Origin of the sequence: Paraburkholderia sp. BL17N1, assembly GCF_003634175.1 — a bacterium.
In the GTDB taxonomy this organism is placed as follows: Bacteria; Pseudomonadota; Gammaproteobacteria; order Burkholderiales; family Burkholderiaceae; genus Paraburkholderia.
The window spans coordinates 102,421-122,775 of the sequence record NZ_RBIW01000003.1; the positions used below are offsets into that span (position 1 = coordinate 102,421).

Annotated in this window: 17 protein-coding genes; 7 read left to right on the plus strand and 10 right to left on the minus strand. The window is 61.2% G+C overall.

The window, feature by feature from the left end; translation table 11 throughout:
- Positions 1 to 77: 77 nt before the first annotated feature.
- The 7 genes from B0G82_RS36250 to B0G82_RS36280 form a co-directional block, all read right to left on the minus strand.
- Entirely contained in the window at positions 78 to 581 is a 504-nt protein-coding gene (locus B0G82_RS36250) for a hypothetical protein (protein WP_121311139.1), read from the minus strand.
- A 123-nt stretch (positions 582 to 704) separates the two neighbouring features.
- Positions 705 to 1,577: a LysR substrate-binding domain-containing protein gene (locus B0G82_RS36255; protein ID WP_121311140.1), complete on the minus strand. Its 873-nt coding sequence runs from the start codon at positions 1,575 to 1,577 to the stop codon at positions 705 to 707.
- Positions 1,578 to 1,943: 366 nt separating this feature from the next.
- On the minus strand, positions 1,944 to 2,555 hold the full coding sequence (locus B0G82_RS36260; RefSeq protein WP_277872822.1) for an IS110 family transposase: 612 nt from the start codon (positions 2,553 to 2,555) through the stop codon (positions 1,944 to 1,946).
- 382 nt (positions 2,556 to 2,937) lie between these two features.
- Complete coding sequence (locus B0G82_RS36265; protein WP_121311141.1) at positions 2,938 to 3,957, minus strand: Gfo/Idh/MocA family oxidoreductase; 1,020 nt, start codon at positions 3,955 to 3,957, stop codon at positions 2,938 to 2,940.
- Positions 3,958 to 4,072: 115 nt separating this feature from the next.
- Complete coding sequence (locus B0G82_RS36270; RefSeq protein WP_121311142.1) at positions 4,073 to 4,909, minus strand: shikimate dehydrogenase; 837 nt, start codon at positions 4,907 to 4,909, stop codon at positions 4,073 to 4,075.
- A gap of 143 nt (positions 4,910 to 5,052) precedes the next feature.
- Complete coding sequence (locus tag B0G82_RS36275; protein WP_121311143.1) at positions 5,053 to 5,505, minus strand: cupin domain-containing protein; 453 nt, start codon at positions 5,503 to 5,505, stop codon at positions 5,053 to 5,055.
- Between the two features lie 122 nt (positions 5,506 to 5,627).
- Positions 5,628 to 7,061, minus strand: a complete 1,434-nt coding sequence (locus B0G82_RS36280; RefSeq protein WP_121311144.1) for an MFS transporter — start codon at positions 7,059 to 7,061, stop codon at positions 5,628 to 5,630.
- Positions 7,062 to 7,146: 85 nt separating this feature from the next.
- On the opposite strand from B0G82_RS36280, the gene B0G82_RS36285 reads away from it, so the two are divergent.
- From B0G82_RS36285 to B0G82_RS36315, 7 genes are all read left to right on the plus strand, one after another.
- Complete coding sequence (locus B0G82_RS36285) at positions 7,147 to 7,959, plus strand: IclR family transcriptional regulator (RefSeq protein ID WP_121311145.1); 813 nt, start codon at positions 7,147 to 7,149, stop codon at positions 7,957 to 7,959.
- Positions 7,956 to 8,768, plus strand: coding sequence for a fumarylacetoacetate hydrolase family protein (locus tag B0G82_RS36290; RefSeq protein ID WP_121311146.1), 813 nt, complete (start codon positions 7,956 to 7,958; stop codon positions 8,766 to 8,768). Before B0G82_RS36285 ends, B0G82_RS36290 begins: the two co-directional genes overlap by 4 nt.
- A gap of 13 nt (positions 8,769 to 8,781) precedes the next feature.
- Positions 8,782 to 9,675, plus strand: coding sequence for a fumarylacetoacetate hydrolase family protein (locus B0G82_RS36295; RefSeq protein WP_121311147.1), 894 nt, complete (start codon positions 8,782 to 8,784; stop codon positions 9,673 to 9,675).
- A gap of 28 nt (positions 9,676 to 9,703) precedes the next feature.
- Positions 9,704 to 10,399, plus strand: coding sequence for a hypothetical protein (locus tag B0G82_RS36300; protein ID WP_121311148.1), 696 nt, complete (start codon positions 9,704 to 9,706; stop codon positions 10,397 to 10,399).
- A gap of 96 nt (positions 10,400 to 10,495) precedes the next feature.
- The gene (locus B0G82_RS36305; protein WP_121311149.1) at positions 10,496 to 12,067 is read left to right on the plus strand and encodes an altronate dehydratase family protein; all 1,572 of its coding nucleotides are present in this window, start codon (positions 10,496 to 10,498) and stop codon (positions 12,065 to 12,067) included.
- A gap of 77 nt (positions 12,068 to 12,144) precedes the next feature.
- Positions 12,145 to 13,395, plus strand: coding sequence for a fumarylacetoacetate hydrolase family protein (locus tag B0G82_RS36310; protein ID WP_241975155.1), 1,251 nt, complete (start codon positions 12,145 to 12,147; stop codon positions 13,393 to 13,395).
- A gap of 28 nt (positions 13,396 to 13,423) precedes the next feature.
- Entirely contained in the window at positions 13,424 to 15,004 is a 1,581-nt protein-coding gene (locus tag B0G82_RS36315; RefSeq protein WP_121311150.1) for an aldehyde dehydrogenase (NADP(+)), read from the plus strand.
- Between the two features lie 691 nt (positions 15,005 to 15,695).
- Here B0G82_RS36315 and B0G82_RS36320 read toward each other — a convergent pair.
- From B0G82_RS36320 to ltrA, 3 genes are all read right to left on the minus strand, one after another.
- A complete protein-coding gene (locus B0G82_RS36320; protein WP_121311151.1) occupies positions 15,696 to 15,965 on the minus strand; it encodes a DUF1488 family protein in 270 nt (89 codons plus the stop codon).
- 172 nt (positions 15,966 to 16,137) lie between these two features.
- Positions 16,138 to 17,898, minus strand: a complete 1,761-nt coding sequence (locus B0G82_RS36325; RefSeq protein ID WP_277872823.1) for a phage integrase family protein — start codon at positions 17,896 to 17,898, stop codon at positions 16,138 to 16,140.
- A gap of 135 nt (positions 17,899 to 18,033) precedes the next feature.
- A complete protein-coding gene (gene ltrA / locus B0G82_RS36330; RefSeq protein WP_121311531.1) occupies positions 18,034 to 19,737 on the minus strand; it encodes a group II intron reverse transcriptase/maturase in 1,704 nt (567 codons plus the stop codon).
- Positions 19,738 to 20,355 lie beyond the last annotated feature (618 nt).

The following is a 20,355-nucleotide window of genomic DNA, read 5'->3' on the forward strand; positions in this document are numbered from 1 at the left end:
GCCAGCCTTTAGAGAGACGACTTAGAAGAAAAACCAGGAAGAAAAGACACTTTCACACCGTCAGTTTTTGACGACTTTCAGGTCGCCGACGACAGAAACGCGACTGCGACGTGCGCGAGGTCTTCGGACGTCGTTCCGTACCGGTGCATGTGCTGTTGCCACATCATCGCGTGAATCGCGCCTGGAGACGTCATGCCCCAAGGTGACCAGACGCCATCGCCGCCGCCATAGGCCATCTTCTGTGAGCGCCCGTGGTTGCCGTAGACCAGCGCAATATAGTTGGCTTCACCAGCTTGCAGCGCCTGGGCCGCAAGCATGAGCGAGATCGCTGAGAATCGGCCGGGTGCCTCGGTCTGCAGCGAAAACCGTGTCTTCAACCCGACCATCTCGCAGAAGCGCTCTGTGGACGGTATCCTGTTTCCAATAATGCCATCGATCTGCGACACGTCCAGCCCGGCGTCGTCAATTGCAGCCAGAAGTGCAGTCGCGGCCAGGCCGTCAGAGTTACTTTCAGGGAACGAGCCATACGCTGTTGTGCCAACACCGACCAAACACGTTCGGTCCTGCAAAGCCCAAGCCATTAGATGTCTCCTCAATCATAGGTGGTAGCGGCTTGCTACCTCATGAGACATATTCCAATGGACTGGCATCCGCGTCATTTCATTTGTTTTTGCCTCCGTTTAGTTTTTCTAAACTGTTGTAACTTACTTGAGCGAACTCACCCATTTGCGAAAAGCTTTCACAGGCGGGGTCTCGACGCGCGACAGGTCGCTGACTAGGTAATAACCAGAAGACAGCCTTGCTACATGATCGAAGGGCGCAACAAGACGGCCCGTCTTGAGATCGCCTTCGACATAACTCAGCTGGGCGATGGCAACGCCCAGTCCATCGGCGGCCGCTTCATAGCTTGTCACCGCATTGGCGAGCGACAGGTTCGTGGTAGGAGGACGGTGGTCGATGCCAAGCGAACGAAACCATGTGTCCCAGGCGTCCGCTCTCATAAGTGAATGCAACAACTTAAAATTGCCAAGATCCTCCGGATTGCGTAACTGCTTTGCTGTTTCCGGGTCGCATACCGGTGTCAATGCGTCGTCGAAAAGATGAACAGCTAGCATCCCTTCCCAATCACCCATCCCGTGTCGAACCACAAAATCAGCCTGGTCAAGGCCCCAGTCGCCAGGCGTTGACGAGGACTGAATCACCAGGTCGACATCGCTACACTGCGCGTAGAAGCTTGGCAATCGCGGGAGCAACCATCGAATTGCCAGACTCGGGGTTACTTTAAGATGAAGCTGGCGGGCGCTCGGCGATGCACATACGTCCCGAATGCCCTTTTCCATCCTGTCGAACGCATCGGCAACTCGCAGGCCAAGCGCTTCTCCTAATTCTGTAAGTTCGACTTCGCGCCCCTGCCTGCGAAGGAGGACGATGCCTAAGTTGGACTCTAGCGACTTGATTTGCTGACTCACGGCCCCCGGAGTTACATGCAGCGCGTTGGCCGCTTTTATGATCCCGCCCTCGCGGCATACCGCATCGAAAACGCGTAGGGGCCCGGCTAGATTGCGAAGTTTGTGCATGGTTCACCTTGCATTGTCGTAGATACCGCGGGCGGGTAGAACGAACCGCATAGCGGCGCCATTCGAACGCAACTGCAACCTGTGGTGCGAGTTTAGCTCGACCGTCCAGAGGCCGCCCGCATACGCATTCTAGTGCGCAAGCTCTCCCGCCAGCAGGAAGCGCAAGAAGGCCTATCACGCGTGCAGGTAAGGCCGAGGCGGAGACATAGCGAGAGGCATTGCGCCCCCTGACGCTGACTCCCAATCGCTCCTACGGGCTCGAGGCCTCGGTCAGTCACGGGTTTGATCAGCGCAGGTTCGACCTGTTGGCCATCGTGCGGCTTGTTTTGCAACCGTGGATGAAGGTACTGCTGGTTACTTACAGTTTCAATGTGCGGCAAGTTCCGGCTGATAGTCCGTTTCCCGCGTGATCATCGCCCAGGCGATTCTGGCAGTCTTGTTTGCTAGCGCTACGGCGGCGACATTCGGATGCCGCTTGCCCGCAATACGCATGACCCACAGCCTTAGTGCATCGGTCCGTCGTCTGGCCATCTGGATCATTGCGCGCGCACCGTGAATTAACAGGCAACGCACGTAAGCGTCGCCTCTTTTGCTAATTCCTAGCAGCCACTCTTTGCCCCCGGAGCTGTTTTGTCTGGGCGTCAATCCGAGCGATGCGGCCATCTGCCGGCCGCTTGCAAACTGTCGGGCATTACCCACGGTTGCGATCAACGCGGTTGCAACCATCGGTCCGACGCCACGTAATTGCTGCAAACGCCTGGCGACTGGATCGGATGCCGCAATTGCGGCAATTTCGCGGTCGAGTTCGGGGATCCGGTCGTCCAGGGAACGCAGATCCTCCCACAACCCCTTGAGCAGACGTCGGAAACGGTCGCTCAGACCGCTGTCTACATCCTCCGGCCAGACAGGAACAGCTCGGCGCAACTGGAGAATCTCTCTGGGCGCCACGATGCCGTACTCGGAGGTCAGCCCGCGGATCTGGTTTGCCTACAAATTTATTTCGCACGGTGCAAATGGTTGCTCAGTCAGGCTCTGCCGCCGTCAGCGATCCGTATGGTCGCCTGTTGACACTTTTATTGACGCGACGGTGACAGCTTTAATACGGTCTACGCCAAGAGGAGCAAAAAGCCGCCTGAATCTAAACCGTTGAGGCGACATCCAGCTTGAAAATTTCCGAAAGTGTGGATGGAAAGCTGCATCCTTCCGTTGACCGTAAAAGCCGCAACGTTCGCACCGCGACGGAGGCCGTAGCGCGAGATATGTGGCGGGATGGCGTTCCCAGGATGTTTTCACACGGAGCTGAGTTGTGCCCTGTGTGGCAATCCTTTTTGGCCTAGAACACTACGATCCGACGGCTCAGTCACACGTAAATTGGCCTCAACGTCTGAAGTGCTCCGCCCTGCCGGGCCGAAGCGTAGGCGGCGTCCATGACTTGCATCATCAGCTCCGCATCGCGTAACGACGCGATCGGTTTCGCGCCACTCTGGCTTTCGGCGAGCACCCGCTTGACGAAGAGCGGGTAGTAGACGTCGGTCTCTAGCTGGAGGCGGCGGCTTCGCGTGCCGGCCGAAAGGTTGTTCCTGTCACGAATCTCGATTCGGTCCGGTCCGGATTTCACATACAGTCGATCGGAAGCAAGGGTAAAAGAAAATTCCCGCTGCTCCTCAACGGTACTGGGAAAGCTGTACCCCGTCTCCACCAGGCCAATCACGCCGTCTTCGGTTTGCATGGTCAGCAGCGAATAGTCTTCTACGGCACCCCGATGGGTTCTTGAGTTCATGATGGCGGAGACGCGGGCGATTTCCTTGCCGGTGAGCAATCTGAACAAGTCGATGAAGTGCGTGGCCACGTTGATTGTCGAACCGCCGCCGGAATAGACGGGATCGAGCGCCCAGCCGGCGCCTGCCGCTTCGTATCGATCGGGCGGACCCACAACGAAGCGGAACGACATGAAGTTGAAATCCGACGGTATGCGGCCCTCCGCATCTTCGAGCGAGCGGAGCAACTCACTCATCCGGAAGATCAACGGTACCGCGCAATAGAGATTGGCTTCCTCGGCCAGGGTGCGAAGCCGGGTGACTTGCGACATGTTGATCCCACACGGCTTTTCGAGTGCGAAGGGAATGTTGCGTGCGATCACCGCCTCAGCGAGCGCCGGCATTTCAGAATGCCGACCGAACACAAATGCGAAATCGACCTCCTCGCGCTCGAGCAACTCATAGGCCGACGAGTACAACCTGCTTCCGAATCGTGCGGCAATCGCCTCACCCTTCAGGTGCTCGGCATCCGACACTGCAACGACCTGAATTCCTGGCGCTTCAAGCGCATCAAGGTAAAGTGGGACATGCCAATGGCTAGCCTCTATCAATGCAACTCTCATACGTATTCTCCCTTGAGATATCTCGCGACTGTTCCACCAGAAGTCAGTTGATAACCAGCCTTGGCGCTTTCCTTATGTTCCGCACCGTCGTCAGCTATGTCGCCTGACTCGGCATTCATCGTAGTGCGCCGTTCGGTAGTGATCGTCCATCGGGACGGTAGTCGAATCCAAGGAAGCGCAAGGCATACAGCGCCTGTCCCTGGTGCATCGGACCGCCATCCTGAGTGCGGCACCCGCGCGCGTGCGCGGCGAGGCGAAGCGGCGTCGGCTCCGCCGAATTGACGATGTCTACGACGATGGCACCGGGCGCAAGCCGCTCTGGATCGACTGGCATGGCATCGTTCGCTTTCATGCCAAGCGGCGTTGCATTGATCACGACCTCGAAGCCGTGTGGATCGGCGGGGGCCGAGCGTGTATCGCAGCCCGTCGCAACAGCGACAGCTGCCGCGAGATCGTCGGCCCGACGCTTATCGACGTCCGATATGGTCAGCCTGCTAGCGCCCGCGGAGGCGACGGCGAATGCGATGGCTCGGCCCGCGCCTCCCGCGCCAACGAGAAGCACCGACTTATTTGCCGGATGGTTGCCTTCCCACTGCATTCCAAGGACGCAGCCGACGCCGTCAAATATCGCGCCGACCCAGCGTCCGTCTGCTTCGCAGCGAATGACGTTGAGCGCGCCCACCTGACGAGCAGTCGCATCGAGCTCGTCGACAAATGCGAGCATCCGTTCCTTATGAGGCATGGTGACCAGCATGCCGGACAGATTGCCCATCGCTCGTGCACCGCCGACGAAGGCCGGCAGGTTATCTCCCTTGACCCAGAAGGGGACGCAGGCCGCGTCGGCGTGCTGCTCGATAAACAGCCGGTTCAACAATTGTGGCGATTTCGCCGCGCTCAACGGGTCGCCTACCAATCCATAGAGTCGCGTTGTGCCAGAGATATGTAATTGCATTGCGGCTTGATATCCAATGTAAAACGAAGGTCGATTCCTGCACATTCGCTACGGCGTACAGCGTCGAGGTGTCCACCTGTTGCGACGTACAACGTGCGTTATGAAGAAAGCCCGCATTCACGAAAGCTCGATGCGCCTGTTTGCTATTTCCATGGTGCCGGCGGTTGAGCCAGATCCCATGTTCCGAAGACCGCCGGCTCGTTGATCTCGATCACTTCGAGGTCATCCGAGCGCCACATCACGTTGTGCGGAACGCCGGCGGGCTGGGACAGGCCGTCACCGGCGCTGAGCGTGACATCGCTGTCCACCCCGGCAAATCGGAACGTGATCGATCCACGCAGCACGTAGAGGTAGTGCGCGGTCATGTCATGCCAGTGCCAGCCAGTGGGTGCGGTGAACGGCTCAAGCGCGCGAATATGCTTCGCCCCGATGCGACCGTTGGTGGCGGTGGCGAGCCCGAGGTCGCGATACTCTGAGTCGGCGCGCAGGCCCTCCTGAGTCCAGGGGTTCTCGGACGCGCTGATTTGCGACAACGCGCTTAGGGACTGCGCGAGTTCACGCGGGCCGTTGTAACGCGGCGTGCCTTCGTTGTGCATGTGCCTTTCTCCTCCATTGCTTCGGGTACTCACAGTAATTGCGGATGGCAAATCGCGCGGCTCGACGGCCCAGCGTGACTTGCGCCCCGCGCGCGGCGCGACGAATACGGCGGTCGCGGCGGCTAAGACCGCAGTTCATTGGCAAGCTCGCCTGCATCGGCATCCTTGATCGTCCGAGCGATAGCTTCACTGCGCAGGCGTTCATATTCGGCCTTCGGTACGGGGACCGCATTGCGGTCGCCCAGATCGTCAAGGCGAATACGGTACGTTTCTCGTGTAGTGAACGCGGCGAACGCGGCAACCAGACAAATGCCGAAGGTGAGAAAACCTATCTTCAGCGGGATATGGGCGGACCCCGGAGGCGCGAGTGCGACGAAAAGCGACGGCAGCAAGGCACACAAAGTCGTCCCGACGTTTTGTCCGATCGCCATGCCGGAGACGCGCACGCGCGTGCGGAACAGTTCGGGGAAGAGGCTCGGGAACACGCCGTTGAAGCCCTGGTAAGCGACGCCCCACATGAGCACCGAGAAGACTAGTGAGAGCCATATACTGTGGACGCTGATGGCGTACAGGTAGCCGAAAGAGAGGATCCCGGAGCTCACAACACCGACCAGAATCGGGAGCCTGCGGCCAATCTTGTCCGAGAGGTTGCCGACAATGGGGATCAGTATCACTGAGCAAAGGTTGCCGAGGACCGGCACCCACAGATAGACGCCGGCAGGAAAGCCGATCCCGTACGCCGGCTGGACTGCATAGGTGGCGCCGAACACGGTCGCAAGGAGCGCGGTGACGGCGGCGAGCGCCATGCCGACGACGCGTAACACGTCGCCCCAACTCTCGCTAAGGACCTCGATGACCGGCGAGGCCGGAACTTTCCCGTGTGTCTGCTCTTCGGAAAAAGCGGGGGTTTCATCTACCTGACGGCGAATGATGTAGCCGGCGATGATCACGACGATGCTCAGCAGGAACGGAATGCGCCAGCCCCACGATGCAAACTGGTCTTTGGGCATGAAATGCGCGAGCGGCAGGAAGACAGCTGCCGCAAGGAGCTGCCCCGCTTGCACCCCTTGAAGGGTGAAGCTCGCAAAGTATCCCCGCCGTCCGAATGGCGCATGTTCAAGAATCATGGAACTGGCGCCGGACATCTCGCCTGCGACTGCAAACCCCTGGATGAGTCGCAGGATGACGAGCAACACCGGAGCCCACACACCGACCTGCTTGTAAGTGGGCAAGAGGCCCACACACATCGTTGCAAAGCCCATCAGGAACATGCAAAAGATCAGCACTGTCTTGCGGCCGTGTCGGTCGCCAATGTGTCCGAGCACCATGGCGCCAATCGGTCGGGCGACGTAGCCCACGCCAAAGGTCGCCAGTGAAGCAATGATGCCCACCGTCGGATTGTCAGAGGGAAAGAAGAGTTGCGGGAACAGCAACGAGGCTGCGGTCGCGTAGATAAAAAAGTCGTAGTACTCGAGCGCCGAGCCGATCCAGCCGCTGGCTGCTGCAACCTTCGATTGGCGCTTGCCGTCGGGCCTCGCCGGTGCACTAGGGTTCATGCCTGTCTCCATTTGTGATTGACTTTCCGGTGTTTCTTGTCTATTGTTGTAACACCGTTCCAATAAGAATCATGTTACGTCAATTATGAGAGTTGTCAAGGGAGCAGTTGACCGGTCGCTTCAGGCGATTGAGTTGCTCGCACGTGAGGCGCGCTGGATGCGTATGTCCGATATCGCCGCCGAACTCGAGCTGGAAAAAGGGCCCGCTCACCGGGTGCTTGCGCAACTGTGCGAGCAGGGGTGGGCGGAACAGGATGAACAGACGTCCCAGTACCGGCTGACCCTGAAGCTGTCGTTGCTCGGGCAGCGGTATCTGCATGGGCTCGGTCTGCCGGGCCTGGTGCAGCCGATCCTGGACGGAGTCGCGGCTCAGTGCCGCGAACTGGTTCGGTTGACGGTCGTCAACGAAGGAACGCTCGCGTGGCTGGCGTCGTCCCAAGGTGCGGCGCCTGGTCTGATGTATTCGCCGTCTATGGACAAGCCCATCGTCTTGCACGCCACGGCCAACGGCAAGGTATGGCTGGCGACCATGTCCAACGACGAGGCGATTGAACACGCACTGCGCGGTGGACTCGGCAAACCCGCCGCCAGCGGCGTGTATGCGCCGAAGGCCATCAGCAGCGTCGAGCAGCTGATTCCGGAGTTGGAGCGGACCCGGCACCGTGGCTACGGGCTTGTCGTCGAAGAGGCCGAGCCCGGCGTCGTGGCTCTCGCGGTGCCGGTGCGTTCGCTGATTGACGGCGCGGTGGTCGGCACGATGAGTATTGCCGGACCGGTCATGCGGGTTCAGCCGGACCGTTATGAGGCTTTTTACGCGCTACTCCAGGAAGCAACCGAGAAGCTCGGTGCCGTGTGGCCGCGCCAGAGCGTCGGCTCGCATGCGAGCGAGGCGGCATGAACACGCCGGCCGCAGCTCCGGCTCTCGAGCGACTCCCCGCGCTGGAAGACCAAACAGCACGTCTTCTCGTCGCGGCGCGCCGGCAAGGCACGCTCGCGGAGCGTCTTCCCATCGAACTGCGGCCCACGAATCTGGACGAGGGTTTCGCGATCCAGCGAAAAGTGGGCGATCAGCTCGGTTGGCAGGCCGGCGCGTGGAAATGCGCGCTGCCGCCGGCGGGCAAACTCATCGCTGCGCCAATCTATGACGCCGTTATCCATCGAGGCGCCCAATGCCGCATTCGCGCCGTGCCCGGGCAGTCCTGTGTAAGGGCAGAGCCGGAACTCGCCTGTTTGCTAGCTCGCGATCTGCCGCCACGCAGCGCAGCCTATGGCGAAGCCGAGGTGCTCGACGCCCTCGGGAATGTTCACCTCGCGCTCGAACTGCTGGGCAGTCGCTATGCGCATCCGGAATCGCTGACGTTTCCTGAATTGCTGGCGGACGGCCTGTTCAATGCAGGTCTCGTCATTGGGCCGCGCGTCGAGATGCGCGAGGGCGCGACGCCGGCCGATCTCCCTGTCGAATTCACCGTCAGTCTGGCTCGCGCCGGAGAGGACACGGTCAGCTTTGCAGGCCGCCACCCTGATCGCAGCGTGCTCGCGCCGATCGTGTGGCTCGCCAACTTTCTCCGCCTCCGCGGCCTTGGATTGCATGCCGGCCAGGCTGTGATCACGGGCTCTTACGCGGGCGTACTCGAATTGCCGACCGGCAGCGAGTTGCAGATCGGCTTTGGTGATCTCGGCACGTTGCCCATACGTTTTTTGTCTTGATAGGAGTCTTCAAATGCGTCTCGTCCGTTTCGGCCAGCCTGGTCAGGAGCATCCCGGTGTCATCGATTCGAGAGGGGCGATCCGCGATCTGACCGGCATCGTCGACGACATCGATGGAACGACTGTTTCCCCAGCGGCCCTTGCAAAGCTGAGCGAACTCGATCTGAATCACCTGCCCGTCGTGGAAGCGGGCACGCGCCTTGGCGCCTGTATCGGCAATGTCCGTAACCTCGTGTGCATTGGTCTGAACTACACCGACCATGCCGCTGAAACCGATACGCCGATACCGCGGGAACCCGTCGTGTTCAACAAGCATACGGGTTCGATCAGCGGTCCGAACGATCCGGTCATCCTGCCGGCAGACGCGCAAAAGCTGGATTGGGAGGTTGAACTGGGCGTGGTGATCGGCAAACCCGCCTGGCAGATCGATGAAGCCGCCGCCCTCGATCATGTGGCGGGTTACTGCCTTGCCAATGACGTGTCCGAACGCGCGTATCAGCTCGAACGCGAGGGTCAGTGGACCAAGGGCAAAAGCGGCTTCTCTTTTGCCCCGCTCGGCCCGTGGCTCGTGACGCGTGACGAAGTGCCCGACCCGCAGGTGCTCGACCTGTGGCTCGACGTCAACGGCACGCGTCGTCAGACGGGCAATACACGCACGATGATTTTCAGCGTCGCGCATATCGTGGCATATCTCAGCCGCTTCATGCCGCTCATGCCTGGCGACGTCATTATCACTGGGACGCCGCCCGGCGTCGGGCTCGGTCAGAAGCCGCCCGTCTTTCTGAAAGCGGGCGACACCATGACCCTCGGCGGCAGCGCACTCGGCGAGCAGAGCCAGAAGGTCTTGCCGTACGCGGATGCGCTTGGCGCGGCGTGGGGCCGCGGCGAATATCCGTTGGCACGATAAAACGATTCGATCTATAGAAGGAGGAGATATGAGCCTTGCTGGAACGGGCGTGGTCGCAATCTGGCATGACCTGCTGCCGGAAGCGAAGGATGAATTCTACGAGTGGCACAACCGCGAACACATGCCGGAGCGCGCCGGAATTCCCGGCTTCAGGCGCGGCCGCCGCTACATTGCGCTGGATGCGGGCCCCGAGTACTTCAATCTGTATGAAGCCGACACCGTAGAGGTGCTCGGCGCGCAGGACTACCTGCTTCGGCTCAATTCGCCGACGCCATGGACGAAGCAGGTCGTTCCGTCGTTTCGCAGCGTGGCCCGCTCGATCTGCCATGTGGCGTATTCGGACGGTGTCGGGCAGGGCGCCAATCTCGCGACGGTGCGCTTTGATGTGCCTTCGTCGGCACGAGACAATGTCGTGAAGGGATTGCGTCAGCAGGTCTTGCCGCCGCTCGCCGACCGGCGCGGCATCACGGGCGTGCACCTGTGTCTGGCCGATGAGGCAGTCAGCAAGGTGGAAACCGCGGAGAAGAAGGCGCGTTCGGAAGGCACCCAGGTGCCGACATGGATCGTGATGATCGAAGGATGCCGCGTCGACTATGTCCGCTCAGCGGTAGACGCTTTCATTGCCGGACTCGCTGCTTTGCAGGCGAGCGGTGCGGTTGCCCCGGACTCCACGCTCTATCAACTGGAGTACACGCGTTGCAAGACGCCGTGGAGCGCCGGATGAAATGTCGTCTGAACACGCCTGCAGCCCGTGTCGCGCGACGCCGGTCGGCCGGTCCTGAAACTGTCGTCAAGCATTGAGAAACGAAGGAGTAGTTCCATGTCGTCCCCTGTTGCGGGCAAGCCCGGTGCATCGACCGCGGTCAGACCGGTTCGCGTCATTCGACTCAATCCCGCTGACGATGTCGTCATCGCCCTCGATCAGCTTATGTCCGGCACGGTGCTGGATGGGGAAGCGGTGACGGTCTCGGGATTGATCCCACCCGGTCACAAGGTGGCGACACGGGACATCGGCGAGGGTCAGGCGGTGCATCGGTATGGCCAGATCATCGGCTTTGCGAGCCAGCCGATCCGCGCCGGGCAGCATGTTCATACGCATAATCTTGCGATGGGCGAATTCGCCCGTGACTACGCATTCAGTCAAGGCGTGCGTGCCACCGTCCCGTCGACCGAGCCCGCCACCTTCCAGGGCATTGTGCGTGAAGACGGCCGTGCGGCTACGCGCAATTACATCGGCATTCTCACCTCGGTGAATTGCTCGGCGACGGTCGCGCGAGCCATTTCCGACTATTTTCGCCGTGACATTCGTCCCGAAGCGCTGGCCGCGTTTCCGAATGTGGACGGCGTCGTCGCGCTCACCCATGGTTCGGGTTGCGCCATCGACTCCGAGGGCGACGGTCTCGCGATGCTCCAGCGCACGCTTGGCGGCTATGCGTGCCATCCCAACTTCGCGAGCGTGCTGGTTATCGGCCTGGGCTGTGAAACGAATCAGATTTCGCGACTGCTCGAAACCCAGGGACTCAAAGAACACGATCGCTTGCGTACCTTCACGATTCAGGACACTGGTGGCACGACGCTGACAATTGCAAAGGGTATCGAACTGATCCGGCAGATGTTGCCTTACGCGAACGACGTCAAGCGCGAAACGGTTTCGGCAAGTCATCTCACCATCGGCCTTCAATGTGGTGGGTCGGACGGATATTCGGGCGTCACGGCCAATCCCGTGCTGGGTGCAGCCGTCGATTTGCTCGTGCGGCACGGCGGCACGGCGATTCTCTCGGAGACGCCGGAGATATATGGCGCCGAGCACCTGTTGACCCGCCGCGCGGTAACGCCCGAAGTGGGACAGAAACTGGTCGATCGCATCAGGTGGTGGGAAGCGTACGCGCAACGGCAAGGGGCGCAGATCAACAACAATCCGTCGGCGGGCAATAAGGCCGGTGGCTTGACGACCGTCCTCGAGAAGTCCCTGGGCGGCATCGCAAAGGCAGGGTCGACGAACCTTGTCGAGGTGTACGAGTACGCCCAGCCGGTTAGGGCGCGCGGTCTGGTGTTCATGGACACCCCTGGCTACGACCCGGTGTCGGCTACCGGCCAGGTTGCCGGCGGTGCGAACCTGATCTGCTTCACGACGGGACGTGGTTCGGCTTACGGCTGCGCGCCCTCGCCGTCGGTAAAGCTCGCGACAAACACGGCACTCTGGCAACGTCAGTCCGACGATATGGACCTGAACTGCGGAGAAGTGCTGGAAGGGAGCACAACGATCGAGCAACTTGGCGCGGTGCTGTTCAAACTGCTGCTCGACGTGGCCTCCGGGACACGTTCCCGTAGTGAGCAGCACGGTTACGGACAAAACGAATTCGTCCCCTGGCAGATCAGCGCAATTATGTGAGCAGCCGGTGTCCAACATAGGTGGAGCATGTACCGCACCGACGCCCGCAAATAACCCATACGAGGTTGGAGAAAGAGATGCTATTAAATGATCGATCCGCGCTGCCTGACGATCTGGAGCAGGCGGTGCTCGTCGGGCGCGCGTGGTGCCCCGATCTCGGCGCGCCGCGTCCTGTTGCTGTTATCGGCGGCGAACTGCTGGATGTGTCGCCGGCCGCGCTGACGACCAGCACGCTGCTTGAGCAACCGGAAATCGGACTTCGGCTGAAGAAGGCCGCCGCGAACCTGCCGAGGCTTGCGGGATTAGACTCGGTTCTTGCCAATTCCGCCTTCGATCGACGCGATCCTTCCACTCCCTGGCTCATCGCGCCATGTGACCTGCAGGCGGTCAAGGCGAGCGGTGTGACCTTCGTCGAAAGCCTTCTGGAGCGGGTGATCGAGGAGCGCTCGGGAGGCGACGCGAGCCGGGCCGATGAAGTGCGCGCGCGCGTCATGTCGGCGCTGGGCGATCGGCTCGCAAGTGTTCGCCCGGGGTCTGAGCAAGCCGACGCGGTGCGCCAGGTGCTAATTCAGGAAGGAATGTGGTCGCAGTATCTGGAAGTCGGCATCGGTCCAGATGCGGAGATCTTCACGAAAGCGCAACCCATGTCCGCTGTGGGCACCGGCAGCGAAATCGGAATTCATGAAAATTCGCAGTGGAATAACCCGGAGCCTGAAATCGTGCTGGCGGTGACCAGCCGGGCGGAAATCGTCGGCGCCGCGCTCGGGAACGACGTCAACCTTCGGGATTTCGAAGGCCGGAGTGCACTGCTGCTCGGCAAGGCGAAGGACAACAACGCGTCGGCCTCGATTGGCCCGTTCATTCGCCTCTTCGACAGTACGTTCGGTCTCGATGATGTTCGGGCTGCGGAGCTTTCGCTGCGCGTGGAAGGAACAGATGGATACGTTCTGACAGGGGCGAGTTCCATGAAACGCATCAGCCGGGACCCCTCGGAACTCGTTGCGCAGGCGATGGGCCCTCACCATCAATACCCGGACGGCATGATGCTGTATCTCGGGACGCTGTTTGCACCGACCGCGGATCGTAACGTGCCAGGGCAAGGGTTCACGCATCAGATCGGCGATACGGTGACGATATCGAGCCCGCGCTTCGGTGCACTCGTCAACACCGTCAACTATTCGCATCGCATTGCGCCGTGGGAGTTCGGGTTCGGCGCACTGCTCGCGAGCATTCTTCGTGGGCATATCGGGAAAGCGGAGTCGTATCCGCTTCATTGCCGTGGGTCCGCTGATCTTTCATTGAATATCAGCGGACATGGCTCAGGTTAAACACGCAGTCTCACTTGAGAATTTAGTTATGCGAATAGAAGGAAAAATGTTGATAGGTCACACGGCTGTTCTGGGCACGAACGGGTCGATCCGTGCGGTCCACGCGGCAACCGGGGAGACGATCGAACCGGCATTCGGCGGCGCTACCTATGCCGACCTAGAACGCGCCTGCGCGCTGGCCTGGTCGGCATTCGACATCTACCGGGAAGGTTCGCTCCCCGCTAGAGCTGATTTTCTTGAGGCTATTGCGCAGAACATCCTTGATTTGGAGGGTGACCTGATCGAGCGCTGTGTCGCGGAAACTGGTCTGCCGCGTGCGCGGGTCGAGAGCGAGCGCGGCCGCACGGTGGGTCAGCTACGGATGTTTGCCGCTGTCGTGCGTCAGGGAGACTTTCTTGGGGTTCGCATCGACCCTGCCGATAGCGAAAGGAAGCCACTTCCTCGCGTGGATCTGCGCCTGCGCTATGTTCCACTCGGACCTGTGGCGGTATTCGGTGCGAGCAATTTTCCACTGGCGTTTTCAGTGGCCGGCGGAGATACGGCGTCTGCGCTGGCGGCAGGTTGTCCGGTCATCGTCAAGGCACATCCCGCGCATCCGGGAACGTCCGAACTTGCCGCGCTGGCGGTGCAGAAGGCGGTTCGGGATTGCGGCATGCCTGAGGGTACCTTCTCACTTCTCTTCGACAGCGGGAGGGACATTGCACAACGTCTTGTCGGCGACCGCCGAATCAAGGCAGTCGGCTTCACGGGTTCGCGGGGTGGCGGAACAGCGCTCATGAAGCTCGCAGCCCAGCGCCCTGAGCCGATTCCGGTCTACGCCGAGATGAGCAGTGTCAATCCCGTCCTGCTGTTCCCCGCCGCGCTGGCGAATCGCGCCGAGGCAATAGGGCTGGCATTTGCCGCGGCCCTCACGCTCGGTGCTGGTCAGTTCTGTACGAATCCTGGTCTGATTCTCGCGGTGGACTCGCCCGATCTCGATCGGTTCATCGAAGGCGCTGCCGCCGGACTGGCCGATGCGCCCGCGGCCACGATGCTGACGCCCGACATCCGCAAGGCGTACGAAACGGCCGTCGCCAGAACTGCAGCGCACGATGCAGTAAAGACGGCAGCGCGCGGCAATGAGCCGAAAACAGCACAAGAGGCGCGGGCAGCGCTGTTCGTCACGACCGCTGACGCTTTCAATCGCCACGCTGAACTGCATGAGGAGATATTCGGGGCGGCGGCGCTCGTCGTACGCTGCCCGGACCTGGCGGCAATGCTGGCGCTGGTCGAATCGCTCGAAGGGCAATTGACCGCCGCCGTGCATATCGACGCTGCCGATCATCCCAACGTGCGCATGTTCCTGCCGGCGCTGGAACGACGCAGCGGCCGCATTCTGGTGAATGGTTTTGGGACTGGTGTGGAGGTCGGCCACGCGATGGTCCATGGCGGCCCCTACCCCTCGACATCCGATGGCCGCTCCACGTCAGTAGGCAGCCTGGCGATCGACCGGTTTCTCCGTCCAGTGAGCTATCAGGACATGCCTGACGACCTGTTGCCGGATGCTCTCAAAGAGTCGAATCCGCTTGCTCTGAATCGCAGGGTGAACGGATTGATGAATCTGAAGTGAGCCGGGGATTTCCGCCCGGAGGTGCGGTAATGGACAAAGCTACTTGAGCTTGTTTCTTTGGAAGGAGTCTTCCGTACCCGGAGCAGATGAAATAGGAAAGCCGTAACCGTAACTTGAGATTGCAAGTAATGGTGAACGCTGTCTGCACCGCGCCCCCCGCAATGCTCGGTGTAACGGTGCCCTGCATGGACTTGTTGACGATTCGAACAACTATCAGAGCAGCCAGACGTTGTTGGGCTCGGCAAGCGCCGGCCGCTCAGTTGTCAGCCTGGAGCGGGCGTCCGCGCGGGAAGCATTTCCGTAGATGGCCCGCGAAATACATGGCTCATCGCTGGGGCGCATACAGTCGTGTGCGATTGAACGCGGTCGGGCACGGATGCCGGGCCGCGCCCGAACGCAGCAGGGGTCTTCGAACCTCACAACGTTACGGACATCATCGTTCTGGCTTTTGACGGAGCAATGGCTGCGAGATAGGGCAGCAACCCGTGTGTACTCAAGGCGCCCCGGCATTCATAACGCAACTAACCGTCAAACGCTCGCGCCCTCCCGCCTGGCTTCGCCACAACCCCGTCTGGCAGAAGGATGATAGCGGGCCACCGTCTCGTCCGTCCGAAAAAGGGACATCCGGGTTGAGCAACCTTTGATTTCCTTGCGGACCACGATGTGGCGTAACCTGCGTTGCCCGGTTTGATCAGTGGCGCCTGAAATCGTTAGGTGTCAGTTCGACGCGTACGCCCGGGTGCGCGAGCAGCTTGCGTTCAGCGATCGCGCGGATGCGGCTGTATCCGTTGCGGAAGGTCCTGAGGATCTGGAGGTCGTCGGCCCGGTCTTCGAGCCAGAAGTGGGCCTCCAGCGCTGCGGTCGTGATGACGCATTCGACGAGGGCGTGCCCAATGACGAGGCGGAATGACACGCCTTGCTGGTTTGCCAGAATCTGCGGCTCGAATTCAGGTTTTTCCATGTCGGGTTTCAGGGCGTTGCCGTTTATGCGGGTAAAGCGGTATGCGTATCGGTCTGATGAGGTTGGCGATCGTCGCCAGCATCAGGATACAGGCTGCTTCGCATCGCGAAGCGCGCAGGCGGGCATACCGGATGGCGGCTGACAGGCGCGCCCGTGACGCGACCGGGCACTCTCACCTCCGGTTTGTAAAAGCCTCGCCGATCTGCCGTGCGCGCTTCACTTCGTCGCTGTGCAGGTAAATCGACGTCGTCGAGACGGAAGCGTGCCGCAGGTTGTCGCGCACCGTGGTGAGTTCGGCGCCGTGCCCCAGCGCATACGTGGCATGGGTGTGCCGCATCCAGTGCAGGCTCGCGCGGCGCAGCTTCTCCGCGAGCGGCGGGTGATCGGCCTCGATGGCACTGGCGGCAAGGACGAGAAAGCGCTCGAGCACGCTCCACAGCCGCACACTGCTGATGGCCGCGTCACTGTCCGCTTCCAGGCTGCCGATGACCGGTGTGTCCGGCCGCCAGCGCGCAGTAGTAGTCGGCAACTGGCGCCCGGCCAGATAGCGGACCAGTGCGTCCCACGCGAGCGGCGGCAGCGCCACCCGCGCCATCTTGCCGCCCTTGCCGGTGACGCGCAGCCAGTGCTCGCCGCGTGCGTCCGTCTCGACGTGGCCGAGCGTCGCGCCGACCAGCTCACTCGCGCGCAAACCCGTCGCAAAGCCGAAATCGAGCAGGAACCGCAAGCGCTGCGCGGCCGGAACCGTCCAGCCGTAAGACCATTCGAGGCCGTCGGCGATCGTACGTAGCAGTGCCCATTCTCCGTCGGTAAAGGCGCGCGCCGCGTCGAGCGCCGATGCCGTCTTGCCGCCGCGCACCTTGATGCCCGCAAACGGATTGGCCAGCACGTAGCGCTGTTCGACCAGCCAGCGGAACAGGGCGCCGAGAATCGACAGCGCGTGCGCGACCGAGCGCGCCGACAGGGTGCCGTTAAACGGCACCCTGTCCGGTGACGTGCGGGGGCGCACCGGGCCGATCCAGCGTCCCCGCGGCGACGGATGGCGCAGGAACGTCCGGTACGCAATCGCGTCTTCGGTCGTGAGCGACGACAGCGCGCGGCCGCGTTCGACGATGGCCCAGAGGATCAGCCGCTCGGCTTCCTTGCGGTAGGTCCGCTGCGTGGCGGGCGACTCGTGCAGGGACAGCCACGTCTGCACGGCCTCGTAGTCGTTGGACGCGTCGAGCGTGCAGGTGGCGGGCGGTGCGCGGAAGGTGCCGGCGGAGCCGTCGACCTCGTGCGGCAGTTTGAGGGTTTCCCACGGCACGATGTCGCCGCGCGGGCTCGCGACCACCAGCCCACGCGCCCTGTCCGTGAGCGCAGGCCAGGCGGCGAAGAACGCCTCGATCGAACGGGCGCTCGCGGTGCCGAGCCCCGGCACGGCCTTCCACCACTGGCGTCGGCGCGGAATGCGCACGGTGAGATCGGCGAGCGTCGTGATGCCGTACGCGTGCAGTACGCGCGCCGCGCGCGGGGAAAACCACTGCGCGATGTCGTCGGCGATCTGCGGTTCCGGCGGGCGCGCGGTGCGCAGCGCGTCGATCGCCTGCGCCACGCCTTTTGCATGCTGCTCGCGTCCCGCTACCGGATGAGTGAGGAGGGCGACGAGATCGTCGCGATGGGCCGCGCGCGCAACGTCCAGCAGTTTGCCGCGGATGCGCCCGAGCACGCCGCGCGCCGATTTCCCGTCACCGAGTGCGGCGGGCAGGTAACGCGCCACGGCCTGCCGCACGGACACGCCGGCGTACCACGCGCGCAGCACGGCAAGCTCGTCGGCGCCGGGAAAACCGGATGCAGAGGATGCAGAGGATGCAGAGGATGCAGAGGATGCAGAGGATGCAGAGGATGCAGAGGATGCAGAGGATGCAGCGTCAGCAGCAGCTGCAGGGGGCAGGGCGTGGCGCGTTTTCATACCCCGGAGTTTAGCCTGAAAACAGATGCCTTTAGGTCGGGTAGCAGCGGTGCATTACTGCACCGCCGCCCCCTAAGAACCGTGCATGCGAGTTTCCCAGCACACGGCTCAAGCCTTTCAAAGCCCCATTGCCGAGGCCGGTTTCACTACTGAGAGTCCGAGGGCACGCGCGGCCCGATGGCAATCCGGGTGAAGCATCGTCAGGTTGCTGATCGTGTCCTTACCGCCATCGATCTTTCGCTCCAGGTGGTACAGCCGCCAGCCACTGGATTTCGTGATCATTTGACGACAGACGGGACAGGACCTCTGCTGATCGAGCCACAACCGGATCAGCCGCATCCGGCCCTTGAGCGAGTCCATCATCGCGAAGCCCAACCGCTCTTCGAAATAACTTTCCCACTGCGGGTCGAACGGGTTTGCGGCACCCTTGATCTTGCGGTGCCGCCGGATCGGCGTGCCGACAATGTCGTACAGCGTCAGAAGTTCACGCTTTCCATTGCTGAGCACTTTGTCCGTCGCCGTACCAAAGACCCATTGGCGGGCGCCAACGGTTCGAAAGTACTTCCGACGTACCCAGTGCGAGTTCTTCTGCGGGTGTCGGCGCTTCGCCCAACGCCATAGACATTGCCAAATCGCATGAGCAACCTTGTTAAAGGTGCGCTTCGCCACGACATGCCGATAATAATTCGCCCAACCGCGAATCTTTGGGTTGAGCAGGCGGATCAGACGATCGTGCCTTAGCGTTGCATTGCCTTTCACGACGTCCCGAAGCTTCCGCATGAAGCGCTGAACGCTCGTTTTGGCCGGCTTGATCAACAACTTGCCGTCGTACTTGCGAACGTTCATGCCCAGGAAATCGAACCCATCGTTGATATGCGTGATCCGGGTCTTCTCCCGTGACAGCGATAATCCCCGCTGTGCAAGAAACTGCACGACCAGCGGCATGACTTCATCCTCCAGCACTTCTCGCGTCGCGCCAGTGATAACAAAGTCGTCTGCATATCGAACGACGTTAACCTTCGACGGATTCCGGCCGCCTCTGCAGAACTTCGCAAGAAGTGTTCGTTCTAACCCATCGAGAGTCATGTTCATCAACGTGGGCGAGATAATACCGCCCTGAGGCGTACCCGCTTCCGTCGAGTGAAAGACACTGTTGTGAAGGTAGCCAGCCTTCAACCACTTTCGCAGTATCGCTTTGTCCGTTGGGATGTGGGCGACCAACCAATCATGCGAAATTTCATCAAAGCAGTTCCGGATGTCGGCCTCCAGAATCCACTGCGCGCGATTGCTGCTGGCCAGTGAGATAAAGCACTGTTCTATCGCGTCGGCCGTGGAGCGGGCGGCTCTGAACCCATAAGAGTTCGGATCCGCCATGGTTTCTGCAACAGGTTCGAGTGCAAGCAGATGAAGCGCCTGTTGCGCTCTGTCGACCATGCAGGGAATTCCAAGAGGTCTCAGCCGTTTCCCGTCGGCTTTCGGGATATATATTCGTCTCAGCGGCAGAGGGCGGTAGCCCCGCCGCTTTAGAGACTTCACTGCCTGGAGTCGGGACCTCGGCGTAGACCACGTGAGGCCGTCTACGCCGGGAGTCCGTCTACCCTGATTCTCAGTCACCCGTCTGACGGCGAGTGCCTTGCCGCTGAACGAGTGGGTCAGCAACCACTGCAAAGCCTTCACCTTGCCGTACTTGCCGTCCTGTGTCGCCTTCACGATGCGAGCCTGCAGCCTTCGAATCTCACGATAGCATCGGGCCCGATCGACATCGTTCCAATGCATTGCGCGATCGGAGGACGCACCGGTGCCGGCTTGCTGCACTGTCATTTGCTTCTCCTCCTTTGAAGGTTCGTCAGACTCTTTCGTGACGAAAGACCATGCGGAAGTCTGCCCGCTTTCGCGTAGGATGATGTTGCCTTGCGGCGCAATCCCTATCCGTCCGATTACAGGACGGCGTTCGCTTTCTCCGCACTCCTGTTCCCGCACCTCCAACAGCTTTCCTCACGGTCGGCTTGCCCGACTGGGCAGAGATACGGGGTTTCCGTGTTCCGCATCGTTCGCAGGAATGGTTTAGGCTCTGCTTCTCCACCGGTAGCACCATGTCCGCGCTGCCCCATCTTATAAAGGGCAGACCTGCTACGTTCCCGTTTTGGGTGGGGCCTATCAGTGTCTTTGGCCCGTCTAAGTTAACGATGTTTATCAGCAGTTCAAATACTTTAGCCATGCCATCCAGTCTAGCGCCCCCTCCGCATTGACACTCGCAGGGGCATCGTCGTCTCACGACCACGGCTTAGCTTGCGCCGGGCTACATTGTCTCGGTGGCTTCACACGGCGCCGTTACCAGCCCCGCATGCACCAATAGACTACGGGCGACGGAACGCCCGGTTTCCTCCCGCCAGACATCGACGGTAAAACAACGAACGAAGCGACCTCACGTCGCACATA